Annotated in this window: 17 protein-coding genes (1 of these 17 running past the window's edge); 15 read left to right on the top strand and 2 right to left on the bottom strand. The window is 56.1% G+C overall.

Going from position 1 to position 16,452, the window contains the following annotated elements; translation table 11 throughout:
- Positions 1 to 20 precede the first annotated feature (20 nt).
- The 6 genes from thiL (at position 21) to BA6348_RS26125 (ending at position 6,361) form a co-directional block, all read left to right on the top strand.
- The gene (gene thiL, locus BA6348_RS26150; RefSeq protein ID WP_122953166.1) at positions 21 to 1,043 is read left to right on the top strand and encodes a thiamine-phosphate kinase; all 1,023 of its coding nucleotides are present in this window, start codon (positions 21 to 23) and stop codon (positions 1,041 to 1,043) included.
- Between the two features lie 18 nt (positions 1,044 to 1,061).
- Entirely contained in the window at positions 1,062 to 1,532 is a 471-nt protein-coding gene (gene tsaE, locus BA6348_RS26145; RefSeq protein WP_007776954.1) for a tRNA (adenosine(37)-N6)-threonylcarbamoyltransferase complex ATPase subunit type 1 TsaE, read from the top strand.
- Positions 1,513 to 2,235 carry a tRNA (adenosine(37)-N6)-threonylcarbamoyltransferase complex dimerization subunit type 1 TsaB gene (gene tsaB, locus BA6348_RS26140; RefSeq protein ID WP_007776957.1) on the top strand — a complete coding sequence of 241 codons (723 nt, stop codon included), beginning with the start codon at positions 1,513 to 1,515 and terminating at the stop codon, positions 2,233 to 2,235. The genes tsaE and tsaB overlap by 20 nt, the downstream gene beginning before the upstream one ends.
- Before the next feature lie 4 nt (positions 2,236 to 2,239).
- Entirely contained in the window at positions 2,240 to 2,695 is a 456-nt protein-coding gene (rimI, locus tag BA6348_RS26135) for a ribosomal protein S18-alanine N-acetyltransferase (RefSeq protein WP_005830227.1), read from the top strand.
- Complete coding sequence (gene tsaD, locus BA6348_RS26130; protein ID WP_122953167.1) at positions 2,695 to 3,783, top strand: tRNA (adenosine(37)-N6)-threonylcarbamoyltransferase complex transferase subunit TsaD; 1,089 nt, start codon at positions 2,695 to 2,697, stop codon at positions 3,781 to 3,783. The genes rimI and tsaD overlap by 1 nt, the downstream gene beginning before the upstream one ends.
- A gap of 340 nt (positions 3,784 to 4,123) precedes the next feature.
- Positions 4,124 to 6,361, top strand: coding sequence for a hypothetical protein (locus BA6348_RS26125; protein WP_122953168.1), 2,238 nt, complete (start codon positions 4,124 to 4,126; stop codon positions 6,359 to 6,361).
- A gap of 56 nt (positions 6,362 to 6,417) precedes the next feature.
- On the opposite strand, the gene BA6348_RS26120 is transcribed toward BA6348_RS26125, so the two are convergent.
- Positions 6,418 to 8,352 carry an ABC-F family ATP-binding cassette domain-containing protein gene (locus BA6348_RS26120; protein WP_122953169.1) on the bottom strand — a complete coding sequence of 645 codons (1,935 nt, stop codon included), beginning with the start codon at positions 8,350 to 8,352 and terminating at the stop codon, positions 6,418 to 6,420.
- Positions 8,353 to 8,458: 106 nt separating this feature from the next.
- On the opposite strand from BA6348_RS26120, the gene BA6348_RS26115 reads away from it, so the two are divergent.
- From BA6348_RS26115 to BA6348_RS26090, 6 genes are all read left to right on the top strand, one after another.
- Positions 8,459 to 9,037 (top strand): 5-formyltetrahydrofolate cyclo-ligase, encoded by a 579-nt coding sequence (locus tag BA6348_RS26115; protein ID WP_005830233.1) that lies wholly within the window; start codon positions 8,459 to 8,461, stop codon positions 9,035 to 9,037.
- A gap of 99 nt (positions 9,038 to 9,136) precedes the next feature.
- Positions 9,137 to 9,652 (top strand): MogA/MoaB family molybdenum cofactor biosynthesis protein, encoded by a 516-nt coding sequence (locus BA6348_RS26110; protein WP_005830235.1) that lies wholly within the window; start codon positions 9,137 to 9,139, stop codon positions 9,650 to 9,652.
- On the top strand, positions 9,646 to 10,647 hold the full coding sequence (locus tag BA6348_RS26105; RefSeq protein WP_026558260.1) for a molybdopterin-binding protein: 1,002 nt from the start codon (positions 9,646 to 9,648) through the stop codon (positions 10,645 to 10,647). The genes BA6348_RS26110 and BA6348_RS26105 overlap by 7 nt, the downstream gene beginning before the upstream one ends.
- A gap of 41 nt (positions 10,648 to 10,688) precedes the next feature.
- Positions 10,689 to 11,048 (top strand): twin-arginine translocase TatA/TatE family subunit, encoded by a 360-nt coding sequence (gene tatA / locus BA6348_RS26100; RefSeq protein WP_005830238.1) that lies wholly within the window; start codon positions 10,689 to 10,691, stop codon positions 11,046 to 11,048.
- A gap of 18 nt (positions 11,049 to 11,066) precedes the next feature.
- Positions 11,067 to 11,843, top strand: coding sequence for a twin-arginine translocase subunit TatC (tatC, locus tag BA6348_RS26095; RefSeq protein WP_005830239.1), 777 nt, complete (start codon positions 11,067 to 11,069; stop codon positions 11,841 to 11,843).
- A gap of 171 nt (positions 11,844 to 12,014) precedes the next feature.
- Positions 12,015 to 12,425, top strand: a complete 411-nt coding sequence (locus BA6348_RS26090) for a hypothetical protein (protein ID WP_007776978.1) — start codon at positions 12,015 to 12,017, stop codon at positions 12,423 to 12,425.
- Positions 12,426 to 12,432: 7 nt separating this feature from the next.
- Here the strand turns inward: BA6348_RS26090 and BA6348_RS26085 are convergent, their stop codons facing one another.
- The gene (locus tag BA6348_RS26085) at positions 12,433 to 13,770 is read right to left on the bottom strand and encodes a CAP domain-containing protein (RefSeq protein ID WP_122953170.1); all 1,338 of its coding nucleotides are present in this window, start codon (positions 13,768 to 13,770) and stop codon (positions 12,433 to 12,435) included.
- A gap of 264 nt (positions 13,771 to 14,034) precedes the next feature.
- Between BA6348_RS26085 and groES the strand changes: the two genes are divergently transcribed.
- From groES to BA6348_RS26070, 3 genes are all read left to right on the top strand, one after another.
- Complete coding sequence (gene groES, locus BA6348_RS26080; protein ID WP_005830242.1) at positions 14,035 to 14,319, top strand: co-chaperone GroES; 285 nt, start codon at positions 14,035 to 14,037, stop codon at positions 14,317 to 14,319.
- 56 nt (positions 14,320 to 14,375) lie between these two features.
- Positions 14,376 to 16,007, top strand: coding sequence for a chaperonin GroEL (groL, locus tag BA6348_RS26075; RefSeq protein WP_005830243.1), 1,632 nt, complete (start codon positions 14,376 to 14,378; stop codon positions 16,005 to 16,007).
- A 238-nt stretch (positions 16,008 to 16,245) separates the two neighbouring features.
- Positions 16,246 to 16,452, top strand: the start of a protein-coding gene (locus tag BA6348_RS26070; RefSeq protein ID WP_122953171.1) for an HAD family hydrolase. It continues 576 nt past the right edge of the window; only the first 207 of its 783 coding nucleotides appear in the window; its start codon is at positions 16,246 to 16,248; its stop codon lies beyond the right edge, outside the window.

Below are 16,452 nucleotides of genomic sequence, written 5' to 3'. Positions count from 1 at the left end.
GCAAAAAAGGAGCGTTTGTGGTGGCACATGATGAATTTTCCCTGATCCGGCAATGGACGAGCCGTTCGGACGGACAGGAGAAAGACGGCTTGACCGTCGGGCTCGGGGACGATGCCGCCGTTTTTTCTCCTGCGCCAGAGATGGAAGTCGTGGCCTGCTGTGACGCGATGGTTGAGACGGTCCATTTTTTAAAAGAAACAATGAGCCCAAGCGACATCGGCTACAAGGCGGTCACGAGCAACGTAAGCGACGTCGCGGCGATGGGCGGCTACGCCCGCTATGCGCTGGTCAGCATCGCAGTAGCGCCGCACTGGACGCCGGAGGAATGCCAGGGCATTTACGACGGCATATACGCCGCGTGCGAAGCGTACAACGTGAGAGTCATCGGCGGCGATACCGTTTCCGCCCCGGATGCTCTGCACTTGTCTGTCACCGTGCTGGGCGAAGTAGAAAAAGGACGCGCGATTCGCCGCTCGCAGGCGCGGCCGGGACAGGTCGTTTTTGTGACCGGCCATGTAGGCAGCTCTGCCGCCGGCTTGCATGTGCTGCTGCACGGTGACCAGACAACGGTTGAGCCGTCGGGTCGCTGGGCGAAACTGATAGAAGCCCATCAGCGCCCCCGCGCGCAGGTGGAGGCGGGCAGGCTGCTTCTGGAATCGGGGGCGTGCGGGGCGTTAAATGACGTGAGCGACGGCTTGGCTTCTGAGCTGTGGGAGATCGCCGAGGCAAGCGCCGTCAGCATGTGCGTCGATGCGGACAAGATTCCTGTCAGGGAGGATGTTCGCGCCTATGCGCTTCTGAGCGGGCAGGACCCGTTGAAGTGGGCGTTTTACGGCGGAGAGGACTATCAACTGGTAGGAACGCTGGAAAAAAGCCAGGTGGAGGCGGTGCGTGCGAGGTTCGCGGCGGCAGGCATTTTGCTGACCGTCATTGGCGAGGTTGAGGAAGGCAAGCCCGCCCAGCCGAAGCTGTCATTGCGCTCGGGCGATAGCCGCACCGATCTGCCCAAGGCAGGCTACAATCATTTCAGGCAGCGGGAGTAAGCGAGGAGTGGATGAAAAATGGGCTATACTTGGAAGCTTGCGGGCGCAGAGGAAACGCAGCGCTTTGCCGAGCAACTGGCGAAAAGTCTGGCGCCAGGCGACTTCCTGGCGCTGGAAGGCGGTCTGGGGGCCGGAAAGACGACGTTTACCCAAGGGCTGGCGCGCGGACTTGGCGTTCGCCAGGTAGTGAACAGTCCGACGTTTACGATCATAAAAGAATATCAGGGGCGTTTGCCGCTTTATCATATGGACGTCTACCGCGTGGGCGATGATCCCGATTCTCTCGGCCTGGACGATTACTTTTTTGGCGAAGGGGTTTGTGTGGTAGAGTGGGCTTCGCTGCTTGCGGATTACTTGCCGGCGGATCGTCTGACGGTCTATCTGCGCACGGCAGGCGAGGAAGCGCGGAGCATCGAGCTTTGTCCCCAGGGAGAGCGTTACGTGAAATTGTGTGAGGAGTTTGATTTTGATGCGCGTACTGGCGATTGATACATCCAATCTGGTGTTGAGCGTTGCGGTTGTGGAGGAGGAGCGCGTCCTCGCCGAAATGACGACGAACCAGCAAAAAAACCATTCGGTGAGGCTGATGGACTGCATCAGCGAGCTGCTGGATGCGACAGGAACTTCTCCCGAGCAACTGAGCGGCTTTGGGGTAGCGAACGGACCAGGCTCCTATACAGGAGTGCGCATCGGGGTGGCTACGGCAAAAAGCATGGCCTGGTCGCTGAATGTGCCTGTCATCGGCGTGTCCAGCCTGGAGGTTGTCGCCATGAATGCCTTGGGCTTTCCCGGGCTGATCGTGCCGTTGTTTGACGCTCGCCGGGGACAGGTGTACGCGGGCTGCTACCGCACAAACGGCCTGGAATCGGTAGAAGTGCAGGGGAAGGAAAAAATCGTCTTGCTGCAGGAGTGGCTGCCGCAGCTCAGGGACTTGGCGCAGGGAGAGCCTGTTTTGTTTTTGGGCGAAGATGTGCGGATTCATCGGAAGGCGATTGAGCAGGAGCTGGGGGAGCAGGCCCGGTTTGCCTCTCCTGCCGCCAACCACCCGCGCGCAGCCCACATCGGGTATGCGGCGTTGCGCCGACTGCAGGACGGAGGCAGTGCGCACGAGCTTGTCCCTGAATATTTGCAGCTAGCGGAGGCAGAAGCGAAGTGGCTTGCCCAAAAGCAGGCGGGGGCCGTAAAGGAGTAGAAGCATGAGCCAACCAATTGACCTGGAATATCGTTTCATGACGATGCAGGACGTCGGGGCTGTGGCCGAGCTGGAACGGTTGTCGTTTTCCACCCCCTGGCCGCATGAAGCGTTCGTCAACGAGCTGACGAAAAACCCGAACGCCCGCTATGTCGTCGTCGTCCACCAAAATCGGATCGTCGCATACTGTGGTATGTGGATCGTGGTTGATGAGGCCCATATTACCAACGTGGCCGTACATCCGCTGTTTCGCGGGAAAAAAATCGGCCTGGGGCTCATGATTAAGATGATGGGAGTCGCGAGAATGTTTGGAGCGAAAAGCATGACGCTGGAAGTTCGGCCCTCCAACACCGTAGCGCGCAACATGTACACCAAGCTCGGCTTCCGGGAGCATGGCGTGCGCAAAGGATACTATTCGGATAACAATGAGGACGCAATCATTATGTGGGTGACTTTGTAATGAACAAGACCAAGACGTCGCGCTACGAGATGCGCATACAAGAAGCTTACGAGGCGCAGAAAAAGTCCGGCGCGCCCGTGTACATTTTAGGGATTGAAACCAGTTGCGACGAGACTTCGGCATCTGTGGTCCGCGATGGCCGGGAGGTGCTGTCCAATGTCATTGCTTCTCAAGCCGATATTCACAAGCGCTTCGGCGGTGTCGTGCCGGAGGTCGCTTCCCGCAGGCACGTGGAAAACATCACGCTGACGATCGAGCAGGCTTTGGCAGAAGCAGACAAAAAGCTGGAGGACATTTCCGCCATCGCGGTGACATACGGCCCTGGCCTCGTAGGTGCGCTCCTGGTTGGCGTAGCGGCGGCGAAAGCCATTTCACTGGCGCGCGGAATCCCGCTCATCGGCGTTCATCACATCGCAGGCCATATTTACGCGAACCGGCTGGTGCAAGAGATGGAATTTCCGCTCATCGCCCTGGTCGTCTCCGGAGGCCATACCGAGCTCGTCTGGATGAAGGAGCACGGCCAGTTCGAGATTTTGGGAGAAACGCGGGACGACGCCGCTGGCGAAGCCTACGACAAGGTAGCGCGCGCGCTGAATCTGCCGTATCCCGGCGGGCCGCACATCGACCGCCTCGCGCACGAAGGGGTAGCGAATGTGCCGCTGCCGCGCTCCTGGCTGGAGCCAGACTCGTACGATTTCAGCTTCAGCGGCTTGAAGTCGGCGGTACTCAACACACTGCACAACGCCGCGCAGCGGGGAGAGACGATTGAGCCGGCGAACTTGGCCGCGAGCTTCCAGGACTCCGTAACAGAGGTGCTGGTGGAAAAAACGATCCGCGCAGTGCGTGCCTGCCAGGCGAAGCAAGTGCTGCTGGCAGGCGGCGTAGCAGCGAATCGCGGTCTGCGGGAACGGCTGCAGGCACGCTGCGAGGCGGAAGGAATCCCGCTCGTCATCCCGCCGCTGTCGCTTTGCACGGACAACGCCGCCATGATCGCGGCAGCAGGCTATATCAAGTATGAAAAAGGGCAGTTCGCCGCGCTCGATTTGAACGGCGTGCCTGGGTTGTCGCTGAACGAAAACGAGCAGTAGCCTGGATCGAACAGCAAAGTCCATTCCTTGCGGGGATGGGCTTTTTTGCGTTCCGCGAGTCTTGTCGTCTGGAAAGCCCAACCGTGGGAAAAGAACTTGCTGCCAGTCTCTCCCCGCCAGGAGAGCTGTGCGCCGCCTTTGATTCCGCCCTCGTTCCTGCTGTTGCCCAAGCGTTTTCAGCATTATCCACAAGATCAGGATAACTTTCCGGGTTGTTCTCACAGTCGCCTGTGAATACTGGTGATAACGCGAAAAATGGCCGGGAAATTCACGTATAGCCTGTGGATTATTTTGTGGAATATGTGGATAAAAGACTCTGGTTATCAACAGGAGGTACGCCGTGAAGACAAAATTCGTGTGGCTTTTCTTGGTCATCCTGATTTTGGTTGTTCATACAAATTGCGGAAATTCGCTTGCTGCCAACGAAAAGCGCCAGGTCGTCGTGCTATTTGTAGACGGGCTGTCTTTTTCCGATCTGGAAAAGCTGAAACGCCTGCCGCCTGTGGATAAATGGATCGGCGAGGCGGCAGCAGGTGCCTTATCCATGCGCACGCCGGGGCCACGGACAGCGGCCAACGGTTACTTGCTGATGGGCAGCGGCGCCCAGGCTCTCTATACCGAGCGCAGCGGTACGGCCTATCACCCGCAAGAAGCGCTCTCCCCCAAAGAGACGGCAGGAGAGCGGATGCAGGAGCTGGGCGGTTACCAAGCGCAGGACCTGGCGCGTTCTGCCATCGTTTTTCCCGGTATTTTCCGGCTGCACGAGGATAACCGGGACAAACCGTATTCCTCCCGGCTTGGGCTGTTGGGCACGACGCTTGCCGCGCACAAGATTCGGGTAGCTTCCTACGGCAACGGCGATGTCGAGGAAGCCAGGCAGCGGCACGCTGTCCTGTTTGCCATGGACCAGGAGGGAAGAGTTCCGGCAGGGGATGTGTCCGGCAAAAGCACGTTGTTCGCGCAGGGCTATCCGTTCGGGGTGAAAACGAATTACAGCTACTTGCGCGAGCGGATTCAGGCAGACCGCACATCCGGCCTGATTGCGGTACAGCTTTCCGACTTGTCCCGCCTGTACCAGCTTGGCCCGGACATGGAGCCGGGGCAGTTTGCCAGACAGTATCAACGGGTTTTGCACGATCTGTCGCAGTTTCTCGACGAGCTGCTCTCCGCGCGCGGGGAAAACCAACTGGTGCTGCTCGTGTCGCCAGCAGTCAACCCGGTAGCCGTAAAAGAAAAGGCGCTGCTGTCGCCGCTTTTGAGCTGGTCAGGAGAAGGAGCGGGGCTGCTGACCTCAGCGACTACGCGGCAGGCCGGCCTGGTAAGCGGACTTGACGTATTGCCGACGGTGTTGTCCTGGCTGGACGTGCCTGTTCCGAAAGGCTTGGCGGGTCATGTCATGCACAGCACGGAGAGGGGGACGCTGCCGCTGTTGAGCCATCAGGTGGAGAACATTCATCATACGTACGCCACGCGCTCTTCTGTCCTCTATACGTACGTCATGCTGCAAATTGTGACGTTGGCGTTCGCGGCATTGCTGTGGCTGTGGGGCAGGAGAAGAGAAGGCGCAGGCTTGTCCCGCATACGCAGAGGTGTCCGTCTGGCGCTGCTCGCGCTGCTCTGGTTTCCCTTTTTGCTGTTGGCCGAGAGTTTGCTCGATTGGCAGGTTCACGGTTCAGTCGTTCTCGGGGCGTTGATTATGGCCGCGCTGGCAGCGGCCTTTTGGCAGGAAAACCACTCCCTTGCCCGCGTCACGCTGACCGCAAGCGCCGTAACCGTTGCCGCCTTGCTGCTCGACGGCTGGTCGGGGGCAACGCTGATGCGGCAGTCGTTTCTCGGCTACGACCCGGTGATCGGGGCGCGTTTTTACGGCTTGGGCAATGAATACGAAGGCGTCATGATCGGAGGAACGATCATGCTGGTCGCTTCCTTGTACCAGCTTTACCGGGAGCGGAGCCGGGCGCTTTTCGGGGCGAGCCTGCTGCTGCCTGCTGCCTCGGCCGCTATGTGCGGCATTGTCCTGTACTACATGGTCGCGCCGGATTTGGGCACGGACGCAGGCGGCTTTCTCGCCGGGCTGGTCGGCTTTTTTGTCGCCTTTTCCCGGCTGCACGGCTGGCGCATAGGCAAAAAAGGCCTCCTGCTTCTGGCAGGCGGCCTCATGCTTGGCGTTATAGGGTTGATGGCGGCGAGCCTCGTTTCCGATCAGCCTCCCACTCACGTCGGTAGAGTAGCCCAGCAAATAATGGCAGGCGAGTGGGCGGAGATCGGGCAGATGGTCGAGCGGAAGCTGGCGATGAACTTGCGTTTGATTCGCGTCTCGATCTGGAGCAAGGTGTTTGCCGTTTCGCTCATCGTACTCGGGCTGCTCGCCTTGAAAAACGACCGCTTTCTCCGTCATCTGGCACAGGATACGCCGTATTTGGTAAAAGGCTTCGCGGGCGTCATTGCTGGAGCGCTGGCGGGACTTGCGCTCAACGACTCGGGAATCGTGACCGCTGCGACCTGCATTTCGTTTCTCGTCGTGCCCGCTCTGTACGCGGCGCTGGAGGAGCCGACACAGGAGCGCTGCTCGACGTGAGTCGCAAGTGAAGCGCGACGACACCGCCTGCATACGTTCATGCGGTCAGACAGTCGCTATTCCTCCGACAGCGTGCTCCATTCGTCGTACAACTGCTCCAGCTCCTGCTTGGCGGCTTGGATCAGGTCGTTGCGCTCTTTGGCTTGCACGTGATCGCTGTAGATTTCCGGGAGGCACAGCTCTTCCTCCCATTTGACGATGTCGGCTTCCCGCTTTTGAATCGTCGTCTCGATTTCTTCCAAACGGCGCTGGCGTTGACGCTCGCGCCTTTTTGCTTCCTTGTCCAGCTCGTAGGACGATTTTTCCGGCTGGGCTGCGGCAGTAGACCCCTGCTTTTTCACAGGCTGCGCCGCTTGCTCGGCGGCAAGCTCTGCCAGCTCCTGCTTTTTCTCCACGTAGTAATCGTAGTTGCCCAAGTAGCTCGTCACGCCATCGCCCGTCAGCTCCAGCACGCGGCTGGCTATCTTGTTCAGGAAGTAGCGGTCGTGGGAGACGAACAGGATCGTGCCCGGATAGTCGTAGAGCGCGTTTTCCAGCACTTCTTTGCTGAAAATGTCCAGGTGGTTCGTCGGCTCGTCAAAAATCAGGAAGTTGGCCTGCTTCAACATCAGCTTCGCCAGCGAGACACGCGCGCGCTCCCCGCCGGACAGATCGCTGATTTTCTTTTGCACATCGTCGCCGCTGAACAGGAAGTTGCCGAGCAGCGTCCGCACGTCTTTTTCCAGCATGTGCGGATACTCGTCCCATATTTCGCCGAGCACCGTGTTGCGCTCATTCAGATTGCGATGCTCCTGGTCGTAGTAGCCGATCGTCACATTGCTGCCGAAATGCACGTCGCCCGCGAGCGCCTTCAGTTGCCCGACAATCGTTTTCAGCAAAGTCGACTTGCCGATCCCGTTTGGCCCGACCAGTGCGACACGTTCCTCGCGTTCGATTTCAAACGTCAGGCCGCGGGAGAGGACGGCATCCGGGTAGCCGACAGACAGGTTGTTCGCCTTCATGACGATCGTTCCGCTCATTTTGGCTACGTCGAAGGAAAAATTCACGGACTTGTTGTGCATGATCGGTTTGTCCATGCGCTCCATTTTTTCCAGCGTCTTACGCCTGCTCTGCGCCCGTTTGGTCGTGGTGGCGCGAGCGATGTTGCGGGCGATGAAGTCTTCCAGCTTGGCGATTTCCTCCTGCTGCTTCTCGAAGCGCTTCAGCTCCTGCTCGAGACGAGCTGCCTTTTCATCGAGGAAGCGGCTGTAGTTGCCCACGTACCGGGTAGCGCGAGTCCGCTCGATTTCATAGACGACCGTCACCAGCTTGTCGAGGAAGTAGCGGTCGTGGGAGACGACGAGAATCGCGCCCGGATAGTTTTGCAAATACGTCTCCAACCAGGTGAGTGTCTCGATATCCAGGTAGTTGGTCGGCTCGTCCAGCAAAAGAATCGTAGGGGATTGCAGCAGCAGCTTGGCTAGTGCCAGCCTTGTTTTCTGTCCGCCGCTCAACGTCTTGATCGGGGTCTGGTAGTCCATGTCCGCAAAGCGCAAGCCGTGCAGGACTCCGCGAATGGCGCCTTCGTAGCTGTAGCCGCCTTTTTCCTTGAACGCTTCCGAGCGGAGCGAATAGTTTTCCAAAATTTGCTGATAGCGCTTTTCGTCCGCAAGCACGGCCGGGTCGCCCATTTTGGCCTCCAGCTCCCGCAGTTCTTGTTCCTCTGCCCGCAAATGGTCGAAGACGCTCAACAGCTCATCCCAAATACATCGCTCGGATTCAAGCCCGCCGTTTTGGGCCAAGTAGCCGACCGTCACATCTTTCGGGATGCGGACCAGCCCGCTGTCGTAGCTCAGCTCGCCCGCGAGTATTTTCATCAGCGTCGATTTGCCCGCGCCGTTCACGCCGACAAGCCCGACCCGCTCTCCTGTTTGTATTTGCAGAGAGATGTCTTGTAGAATGGTTTCGATGCCATATGTTTTTTCTATATGTTCAGCCTGCAGCAAAATCATCTGATTCACCTCTTTATATAGTAATGCAAGTGTAGCCTAGAGACGGCGCACGGGACAAGCCTTCAGGGGGCGGTCCTTGTGCGGCAAGGAGAGGGAAGAGGTTGCCATGGACCAAAAAACGAATAAAAAACAGTTGCGAAGCCATATTTTGGAGAGGCGCAAAGCCATGCCGCCAAACGAGCGCCAGCAATACGCTGCCCGGATATGCCGCCATCTGCTGGAAAATGAGCGGCTCGCGGCAGCGGGGGCAATCATGGCCTTTCATCCTTTTGGAGACGAGGCAGACATTTTGCCGTTCATTCAGGAGGCGATGAAAAGAGGGCAGGAAATATGGCTGCCACTCGCCCTTGTCGAGCAGCGCCGCCTGATTCCTTACCGCTATACAGGACCGGAAATGCTCAAGCAGGGCGTGTACGGGATCATGGAGCCGGACCCGGCAAAGGCAGAGGAAGCAGAGCTTGCCCGCCTGGACGCCGTAGTCGTGCCCGGTGTGGCGTTTGACAGGCAGGGCGGCAGAATGGGCTACGGCGGAGGTTTTTACGATCGGTTCCTTGCCGGGCTGGACAAACCGCCTTTTTTGCTCGGCGTCGGCTTTTCCATGCAGGTAGTCGAGCATGTCCCACTTGAGCCTCACGATATTCGTCTGGATGGAATGGTGACGGAAAACGGCTTTTTCCAATCGTGAAGGTTTTGTGTCAGGAGGTTCCTTTTTCTTGTTGTGCCCTCTACACTATGGACAAAAAAGTGTACAATACTAACGAATGAGAAAACGGAGGAATGAACTGTGGGTAAATGGAAGGTAGGCGTTATCTCGGCGAGTGATTCGATTGCCAGAGGGGACCGGGCTGATGATCGGATTCCCATCATCCGCAATCTGACAAGGGATTGGCTGGACGTAGATGTAGCTGTCTACCGTGCCGTTACTGATGATATGGAAGAGCTGCAGGAAAACATGATTGAGCTGGTGGACCGCGAAAAATGCGACCTGCTGATCGTGACCGGGGGAACTGGACTGAGCCCGCGCGATGTGACGCCGGAAGTGACCGCCTGGGTGATTGACAGACCAGTGCCAGGACTTGCGGAAGAAATGCGCCGCGCCGGCTTGCAGCAGTCCCGACGGGCGATGCTGACACGCGCGGTAGCGGGTACACGCGGCAACTCGCTCATCATTAACCTTCCCGGAAATTCAAAAGGGGTAGAAATCTGTTTCAACGCCATCGGCGACATGCTCGCGGATGCTTTGCACATTTTGCAAGGGACAGGCGAAGCCAATGAAGATTGGGGAGGATTGGGTTGGTAGAAAAACCGAAAATGCGGGAAGTTCCGGTGCGAGAAGCGATCGGCATGATGCTGCCGCACGACATGACGCAAATTTTGCCTGGTGAGTTTAAAGGCCGCCTGTTTAAAAAAGGACATGTTATCACGGAGGCGGATATCGAGCCGCTTTTGTCCATTGGCAAGGAACACATTTACGTGCTGGAGATGCCAGAAGGCTTCATTCACGAGGAAGAGGCGGGCATCCGGATCGCCAAGGCCGTATCCGGTCAAGGTTTGACGCTCACGCCTCCGTACGAGGGCAAAGTCTCGATGAAAGCTTCGCGGACGGGTCTTGCCAAAGTCAACGAGGAAGCGGTACACGCCATTAATGCATTGGAGGGCATTGCCTTCTCCACGATGTACGGCGATCAGATCGTGCACCCCGGCCACACGCTGGCTGCCACCCGAATCATTCCGTTGATTATCGAAGAAGAGCGCATTGTGGAGCTGGAGAAGCTAGCTAAGCAGTTTGACGGCCCGATCATCGAGGTGAAGCTGTTCCAGGAGAAGCAGGTCGGCCTTGTGACGACCGGAAGCGAAGTGTTTTCCGGCCGGATCGAAGACAAGTTCGGCGCTGTGATCCGCAACAAGGTGGAAGCGCTCGGCTCTACCGTAGTCGATCAACGTTTTGCTCCGGACGATAAAGAAGCGATTGAAAAACAAATTCTTTCGTTCCTCGACGAAGGCGTTGATCTGGTGCTCGTCACAGGCGGCATGTCCGTCGACCCGGATGACAGGACGCCGGGAGCGATTGCCGGAGTGGGAGCGGAAGTGGTCCGTTACGGCACGCCGATGCTGCCAGGCTCGATGCTGATGGTCGCCTATAAAGGGGACGTCCCGATCCTCGGTCTGCCCGGAGCCGTGATGCATGAGCCGTTTACCTCATTCGATGTATTTTTGCCGCGCATTCTTGCAGGAGAACGAATAGTCGCTTCCGACATGACGAGACTCGGTTATGGCGGTTTACGGAAGTGCTAGCTGGTTAGACTGTCAAATAACAGGAAAAAGGAGTGAAAAGCATGAGTACGATTGGGATTCCTGGATTAATTTTGATTCTGGTGTTGGCGCTGGTGCTCTTTGGGCCGAAAAAGCTTCCGGAACTGGGACGAGCAGTAGGCCATACGTTGAAAGAGTTTAAAAACGCAACGCGCAGCCTGACGAGCGACGACGACGATGACGAAGAAGCGAAAAAGAAGGAGCTGGCTGCAAAAGAAGCACCAGCCAAAACGGCTGTCGTCACGGAGAAGGACGCCTTTGACCGCGAAAAAATCGAGCGGGAAGTGCGTGAACGCCTGGAGCGCGAGCGTCTGGAAAAAGAAATTCGCGAAAAGCTGGAAAAGGAACGCCTTCAGATGGAAAAAGAGCAGCAGAAGGCCTAATCAGGTAAGGTGGTTGCCATGAAAGATCAGGAAATGACAGTGGTTGAACACCTAACGGAGCTGCGCAAGCGCATCATATGGGTGCTGGCTGTTTTCGTTGTCGCACTGATAGCCGGCTTTTTCTTTGCCGGTCCGTTGATTGAGTATTTGAAGCAAGAGCCGATCGCCGATGGCGTGCCGATTATTTCCTTGCATCCATCCGATGCTCTTCGCGTCTACATGCAGTTTGCCTTTTTGATTGGCGCGGTAGTAGCGCTGCCCGTTGCGCTCTATCATCTCTGGCGCTTCGTCTCGCCAGGCTTGCAGGAGCATGAGCGGCGCGGTTCGCTTTACTTTATTCCGGCGGCTTGTTTGCTTTTCATCACGGGCATTTTGTTTGGGTATTACGTCGTTTTTCCGATGATTATGCAGTTTATGACCGGCATGACCGCGACCATCGGGGCTGATCCGAACTACGGAATCGCTGAGTACTTCGGCTTCCTGTTCAACATGGTCATCCCTTTTGGCATCCTGTTTCAATTGCCGATTATCGTGATGTTTCTGACCCGTCTGCGCATCCTCAATCCGATGCGGCTGGCAAAGGTGAGACGGTTCGCCTATTTTGGGCTGGCTGTAGTCGGCATTACGTTGACGCCTCCCGAGATCGTCAGCGACATTATGGTGACGATCCCGCTTTTGCTGCTCTATGAGCTGAGCATTTGGCTGTCGCGCATCGTCTACCGCAAGCAACTGCGCGAAGAAGCGGAGTGGGAAAAAGAATTTGGCGGCTTTGAAACGGACGAACTGGTACGATAAGGACGATCACAGAGAAGACCCCTTGCTATCGGGACGGATAGCAGCGGGTCTTTTTTGATGAAAAAAATCGGCTGGGCAAGGCTGTCACCGCTCTGCAGCAGCCACGATGCGAATGACCGCAAACAGGTAGGAGATACTAGAAAAGTTAGGAAGGGGAGGTGTTAGGGCAACATGTGGCTAATTTTATGCTTGACCTTGTTTTTTTCGGCTGGCTCCGCCAATGGCGGAGAGCAGGTAGAGCTGTTCGATTCGGACAAGCAGCAGGTTGTCGCGACGTTTGCCAATTCGGACGTGTTTCAAAAAGAGGCGCAGCAACTGTTACGCACCGTAAGCGGGCGCGTGTTGGAGCTGAATCCGTCGCTCGACCACGTGATGATCGTCAAAATCCCGCTGGCACCGCCGCAGAGGTTGCAGCATGCCCCGTCTGGCATCGACACGGAGATCGCGGAGATGTTCGTCATCATGCCGAAAAAAGAAGGCAGGCGCCCGTGGCTGATTTTGCACACCAAAGAATACGAGACAGTCGTAGTCGAGTTTTCCGGAGCGGTGGATCAGCTCAGGGCGAGCGTCCGTTTGCGCTGACAGCGGCTTACTTGCTCGGCGTGAGGAAGGTTTGGGTGAAATAGTCGGTAATGACGCCGACGCCAAGCTGGGTGAAGTCTTTTTCCAGGATGTTTTTCCTGTGGCCGGGGCTGTTCATCCAGCTTTCATGCGCTTCGATTGCGTCGGGATAGCCTGCTGCGATGTTTTCTCCCGCCATGCTGTAGGCGATTTTGGCCTGCTTCAGACGTTCAAACGGGCTGCTTCCGGTCGTCGCGGAAACATGATCGAAGTAATCGTTCGTTTCCATGTCCAGGCTGTGGGCTCTGGCTACTTTTGCAGCTTCCTCGTTCCATTGCAGGGGAGGCAGCTTGTAGCGGTAGCGGGAGACATTGACGAGATCGAGCGTTTGCCGCTCATTGGCCAGGTTGACCTGTTCCCGTTCGCCCACGCTCAAGGCCGGAGGATCGAAATCCGGGGCTTGCCCCTGGTACGACCATTTCGTTTCGTAAAACCCGCCGCGCAATAGCATTTGCGTGTCGATCAGGCGCAGTCCGGTCACTTTGCTGCCATTTTGCTTGTCCAGGTAAAAAATGTGCGGGATGCCGTTCTTCATGACGAGCGGACGCTGCTGCTTCTGGTTGGTAATCTGGATGGTGGCTCCCATATAGGAAAAGGTGAGCGTATTTTGCGGGCTGTATTGCCGCTCCAGCGCTTGCAGGCTGCTGCCCACCCCGATGTTGCCCAGCATTGCGGTCGGAGCGAGAGAGTACAGGTCCACTACTTTGCCGTTGGCGATGCCCACCTGGACGTAGCGGGCCGGATCGCGGTTGTACACCCACCATTCGTAGCCAAGGCTGCTCGGGTCTTTGCGCGCCGGCTCGCCCAGCAGCTTGCGGACTTCCTCGGCAGGCGTCCCGATAGTCAGCCCGAACAGCGTAGCGGACTCTTGCTGCGAAGAGGCGTCTGTGGCTGTAGCTTTTGCCGGAGCAGTTGGCGCCGGCGCGCTTGCGGGTATAGCCTTGTCCGGTTTGGGAGCAGCCGGAGAAGTGCTGTTGTCGGCAGGCAGCTCCGTCGGGATCGTCGGCGGCTGACCGACCCAGGCAAAATGAGAGGCTTTGTCCCAGCCAACTGGTTTGTTCAGGTGCCGTCCGATCATGGAAAGCGGGACGTAGAGCGTTCCCCGATACTCCAGGGAAGCGGGCACCTCCTGGCCTCTTTCTACGTAATACCCTTGCTTTCCGCCAGTGGCGATTTGGCGTCCGTCCCAAAAGATGGCGGAAGGGTAGATGTTTACCCGTATAAAGGAAGTGGTGTCCGATGAGAACAAACGGCTGATTCCCAGCACACCGAGGGCAATCAGGCCGATCCAGAGCCATTTATGCATGGAACATATCCCTCCTTGGCAGGCTTGTCTGATCGTTTGTTTGATTTATATGAGCCGGTCTGTTTGCTAGAACCGTTTTGCTAGAAAAATCATTTGCTAGAGAAACTGCAAATGGAGACTAGCGGTTGAGAAAAAATGAGGGAAACTACTTGCAAAGTACATAGCGATTCATTATTATAGGAATTGGGTGTTAGCACTCATAACAAGTGAGTGCTAACAACAGAAAAATTTGTTTACCTACATTTTTTGAGGAGGGTGTTTTTAGTGCTTAAGCCATTGGGTGACCGTGTGGTAATCGAAGCTATCTCCAAAGACGAAACGACTGCAAGCGGTATCGTTTTGCCTGATACTGCAAAGGAAAAACCGCAAGAAGGCCGAGTAATCGCAGTTGGTTCTGGCCGTGTTGCCGACAACGGCGAGCGCATCGCTTTGGAAGTAAAAGAAGGCGATAAAGTAATCTTCTCCAAATACGCTGGTACTGAAGTAAAGGTAGACAATAAAGAATACCTCGTGCTGCGCGAATCCGATATCCTCGCGATCATCGGTTAAGGCTCTTGACATAGGAAGTCGAACGACAATACACATAACAGGAGGTTGAGTTTTAGATGGCAAAACAAGTCAAATTCTCTGAAGACGCTCGCCGCTCCATGCTCCGCGGTGTGGAAACTTTGGCAAACGCAGTGAAAGTAACTCTCGGACCAAAAGGACGCAACGTGGTTCTGGAGAAAAAATTCGGTTCTCCGCTGATTACAAACGACGGCGTAACCATCGCGAAAGAAATCGAGCTGGAAGACGCTTACGAAAACATGGGTGCGCAACTGGTTAAAGAAGTTGCTACCAAAACGAACGACATCGCAGGTGACGGTACTACTACTGCAACCGTTCTGGCTGCAGCTATGATCCGCGAAGGTCTGAAAAACGTAACAGCCGGCGCTAACCCGATGGTAATCCGTCGCGGTATGGAAAAAGCTGTTCGTGCTGCTGTAGAAGAAATCAAATCCATCGCGAAGCCAGTTGAGAACAAGTCCTCCATCGCACAAGTTGCTGCGATCTCCGCTGACGATCAAGAAGTGGGTAACCTGATCGCAGAAGCTATGGAAAAAGTGGGCAAAGACGGCGTCATCACCGTTGAAGAGTCCAAAGGCTTCGTAACTGAGCTGGAAGTAGTAGAAGGTATGCAATTTGACCGCGGCTACGCTTCCCCTTACATGATTACTGACACTGACAAGATGGAAGCGGTTCTGAACAACCCTTACATCCTGATTACTGACAAAAAAATCTCCAACATCCAGGAAGTTCTGCCTGTACTGGAGCAAGTGGTACAAAGCGGCAAACCGCTCCTGATTATCGCAGAAGACGTGGAAGGCGAAGCGCTGGCTACTCTCGTAGTGAACAAACTGCGTGGTACCTTCACAGCCGTAGCGGTGAAAGCTCCTGGCTTCGGCGATCGCCGCAAAGCTATGCTGCAAGACATCGCTGCTCTGACTGGCGGCGAAGTAATCACAGAAGAGCTGGGTCTGGACCTGAAATCCACTAAGCTGGAGCAACTGGGCCGCGCTGGCAAAATCGTGGTTACCAAAGAAAACACAACCATCGTTGAAGGTGCTGGCGACAAAGCAGCTATCGAAAGCCGCGTATCCCAAATCCGTCAACAAATCGAAGACACTACTTCCGACTTCGATCGCGAAAAACTGCAAGAGCGTCTGGCTAAACTGGCTGGCGGCGTAGCAGTTATCAAAGTCGGTGCAGCTACTGAAACCGAACTGAAAGAGAAAAAACTCCGCATCGAGGACGCTCTGAACTCTACTCGCGCTGCAGTAGAAGAAGGTATCGTACCTGGCGGTGGTACTACTCTGATTAACGCGATCAAAGCGGTAGAAGCAATCAAAGTAGAAGGCGAAGAGGCTGTAGGTGTACAAATCGTACTCCGTTCCCTGGAAGAGCCGGTTCGTCAAATCGCTGCGAACGCAGGACTGGAAGGTTCTGTAATCGTAGAGCGCCTGAAAAAAGAAGCAGTGGGCATTGGTTTCAACGCAGCTACCGAAGAGTATGTAAACATGCTCGAAGCTGGTATCGTTGACGCAGCGAAAGTAACTCGCTCCGCACTGTCCAACGCTGCATCTGTAGCAGCTATGTTCCTGACTACAGAAGCAGTAATTGCTGACAAACCAGAAGAAAACAAATCGCCTATGGGCATGCCAGACATGGGTGGCATGGGCGGCATGGGCATGATGTAAGAAAGCGGTTCGCCGTTTTCTGCAAAAAGAGGCAGACATTAGTCTGTCTCTTTTTTAATGTGCGGAAACCTGCTTGCGCCAAAAGAGCGGGGTGAGGCCGGAGTTTCTGCTGTGGGCGCTTTTTGGCGACTGGTGAATACGATGAGGAGTGGGGGGCTTTTGCTGCTGGACAGTTATGGCAGTAGCTTTTGTCTACGGATGAACGCGTCCTGGCCGTTTACGGGAGAGGGGGAGAGCGATGAACAAGCGCTGGATTACTTTGGATTTGGATGGAACGCTGATGCAAAATCCTTTCGGTGCCTGGGTATTTCCAGAGGTGGCGAGTACAGTTTCCAGAAAGCTCGGGCGTGAGCATGACATCGTTGCTGAACTGATCGCGGAGCATGAAAAGCGAATGGCCCTGCGCCAATGGGTGGCAGCCTACGACTGGGATGATATGCTGTCT

This window comes from Brevibacillus agri (genome assembly GCF_004117055.1).
GTDB classification, from domain to species: Bacteria; Bacillota; Bacilli; order Brevibacillales; family Brevibacillaceae; genus Brevibacillus; species Brevibacillus agri.
This window is presented reverse-complemented; position numbering and strand designations above follow the sequence as displayed.

Coding starts and splice junctions, on each gene's coding strand:
- tatC (WP_005830239.1), top strand. CDS start 11,067: ATGAAAGATCAGGAAATGACAGTGGTTGAACACCTAACGGAGCTGCGC.
- rimI (WP_005830227.1), top strand. CDS start 2,240: ATGAGCCAACCAATTGACCTGGAATATCGTTTCATGACGATGCAGGAC.
- BA6348_RS26120 (WP_122953169.1), bottom strand. CDS start 8,352: ATGATTTTGCTGCAGGCTGAACATATAGAAAAAACATATGGCATCGAA.
- tsaD (WP_122953167.1), top strand. CDS start 2,695: ATGAACAAGACCAAGACGTCGCGCTACGAGATGCGCATACAAGAAGCT.
- BA6348_RS26090 (WP_007776978.1), top strand. CDS start 12,015: ATGTGGCTAATTTTATGCTTGACCTTGTTTTTTTCGGCTGGCTCCGCC.
- BA6348_RS26085 (WP_122953170.1), bottom strand. CDS start 13,770: ATGCATAAATGGCTCTGGATCGGCCTGATTGCCCTCGGTGTGCTGGGA.
- tsaB (WP_007776957.1), top strand. CDS start 1,513: ATGCGCGTACTGGCGATTGATACATCCAATCTGGTGTTGAGCGTTGCG.
- BA6348_RS26115 (WP_005830233.1), top strand. CDS start 8,459: ATGGACCAAAAAACGAATAAAAAACAGTTGCGAAGCCATATTTTGGAG.
- tatA (WP_005830238.1), top strand. CDS start 10,689: ATGAGTACGATTGGGATTCCTGGATTAATTTTGATTCTGGTGTTGGCG.
- groL (WP_005830243.1), top strand. CDS start 14,376: ATGGCAAAACAAGTCAAATTCTCTGAAGACGCTCGCCGCTCCATGCTC.
- tsaE (WP_007776954.1), top strand. CDS start 1,062: ATGGGCTATACTTGGAAGCTTGCGGGCGCAGAGGAAACGCAGCGCTTT.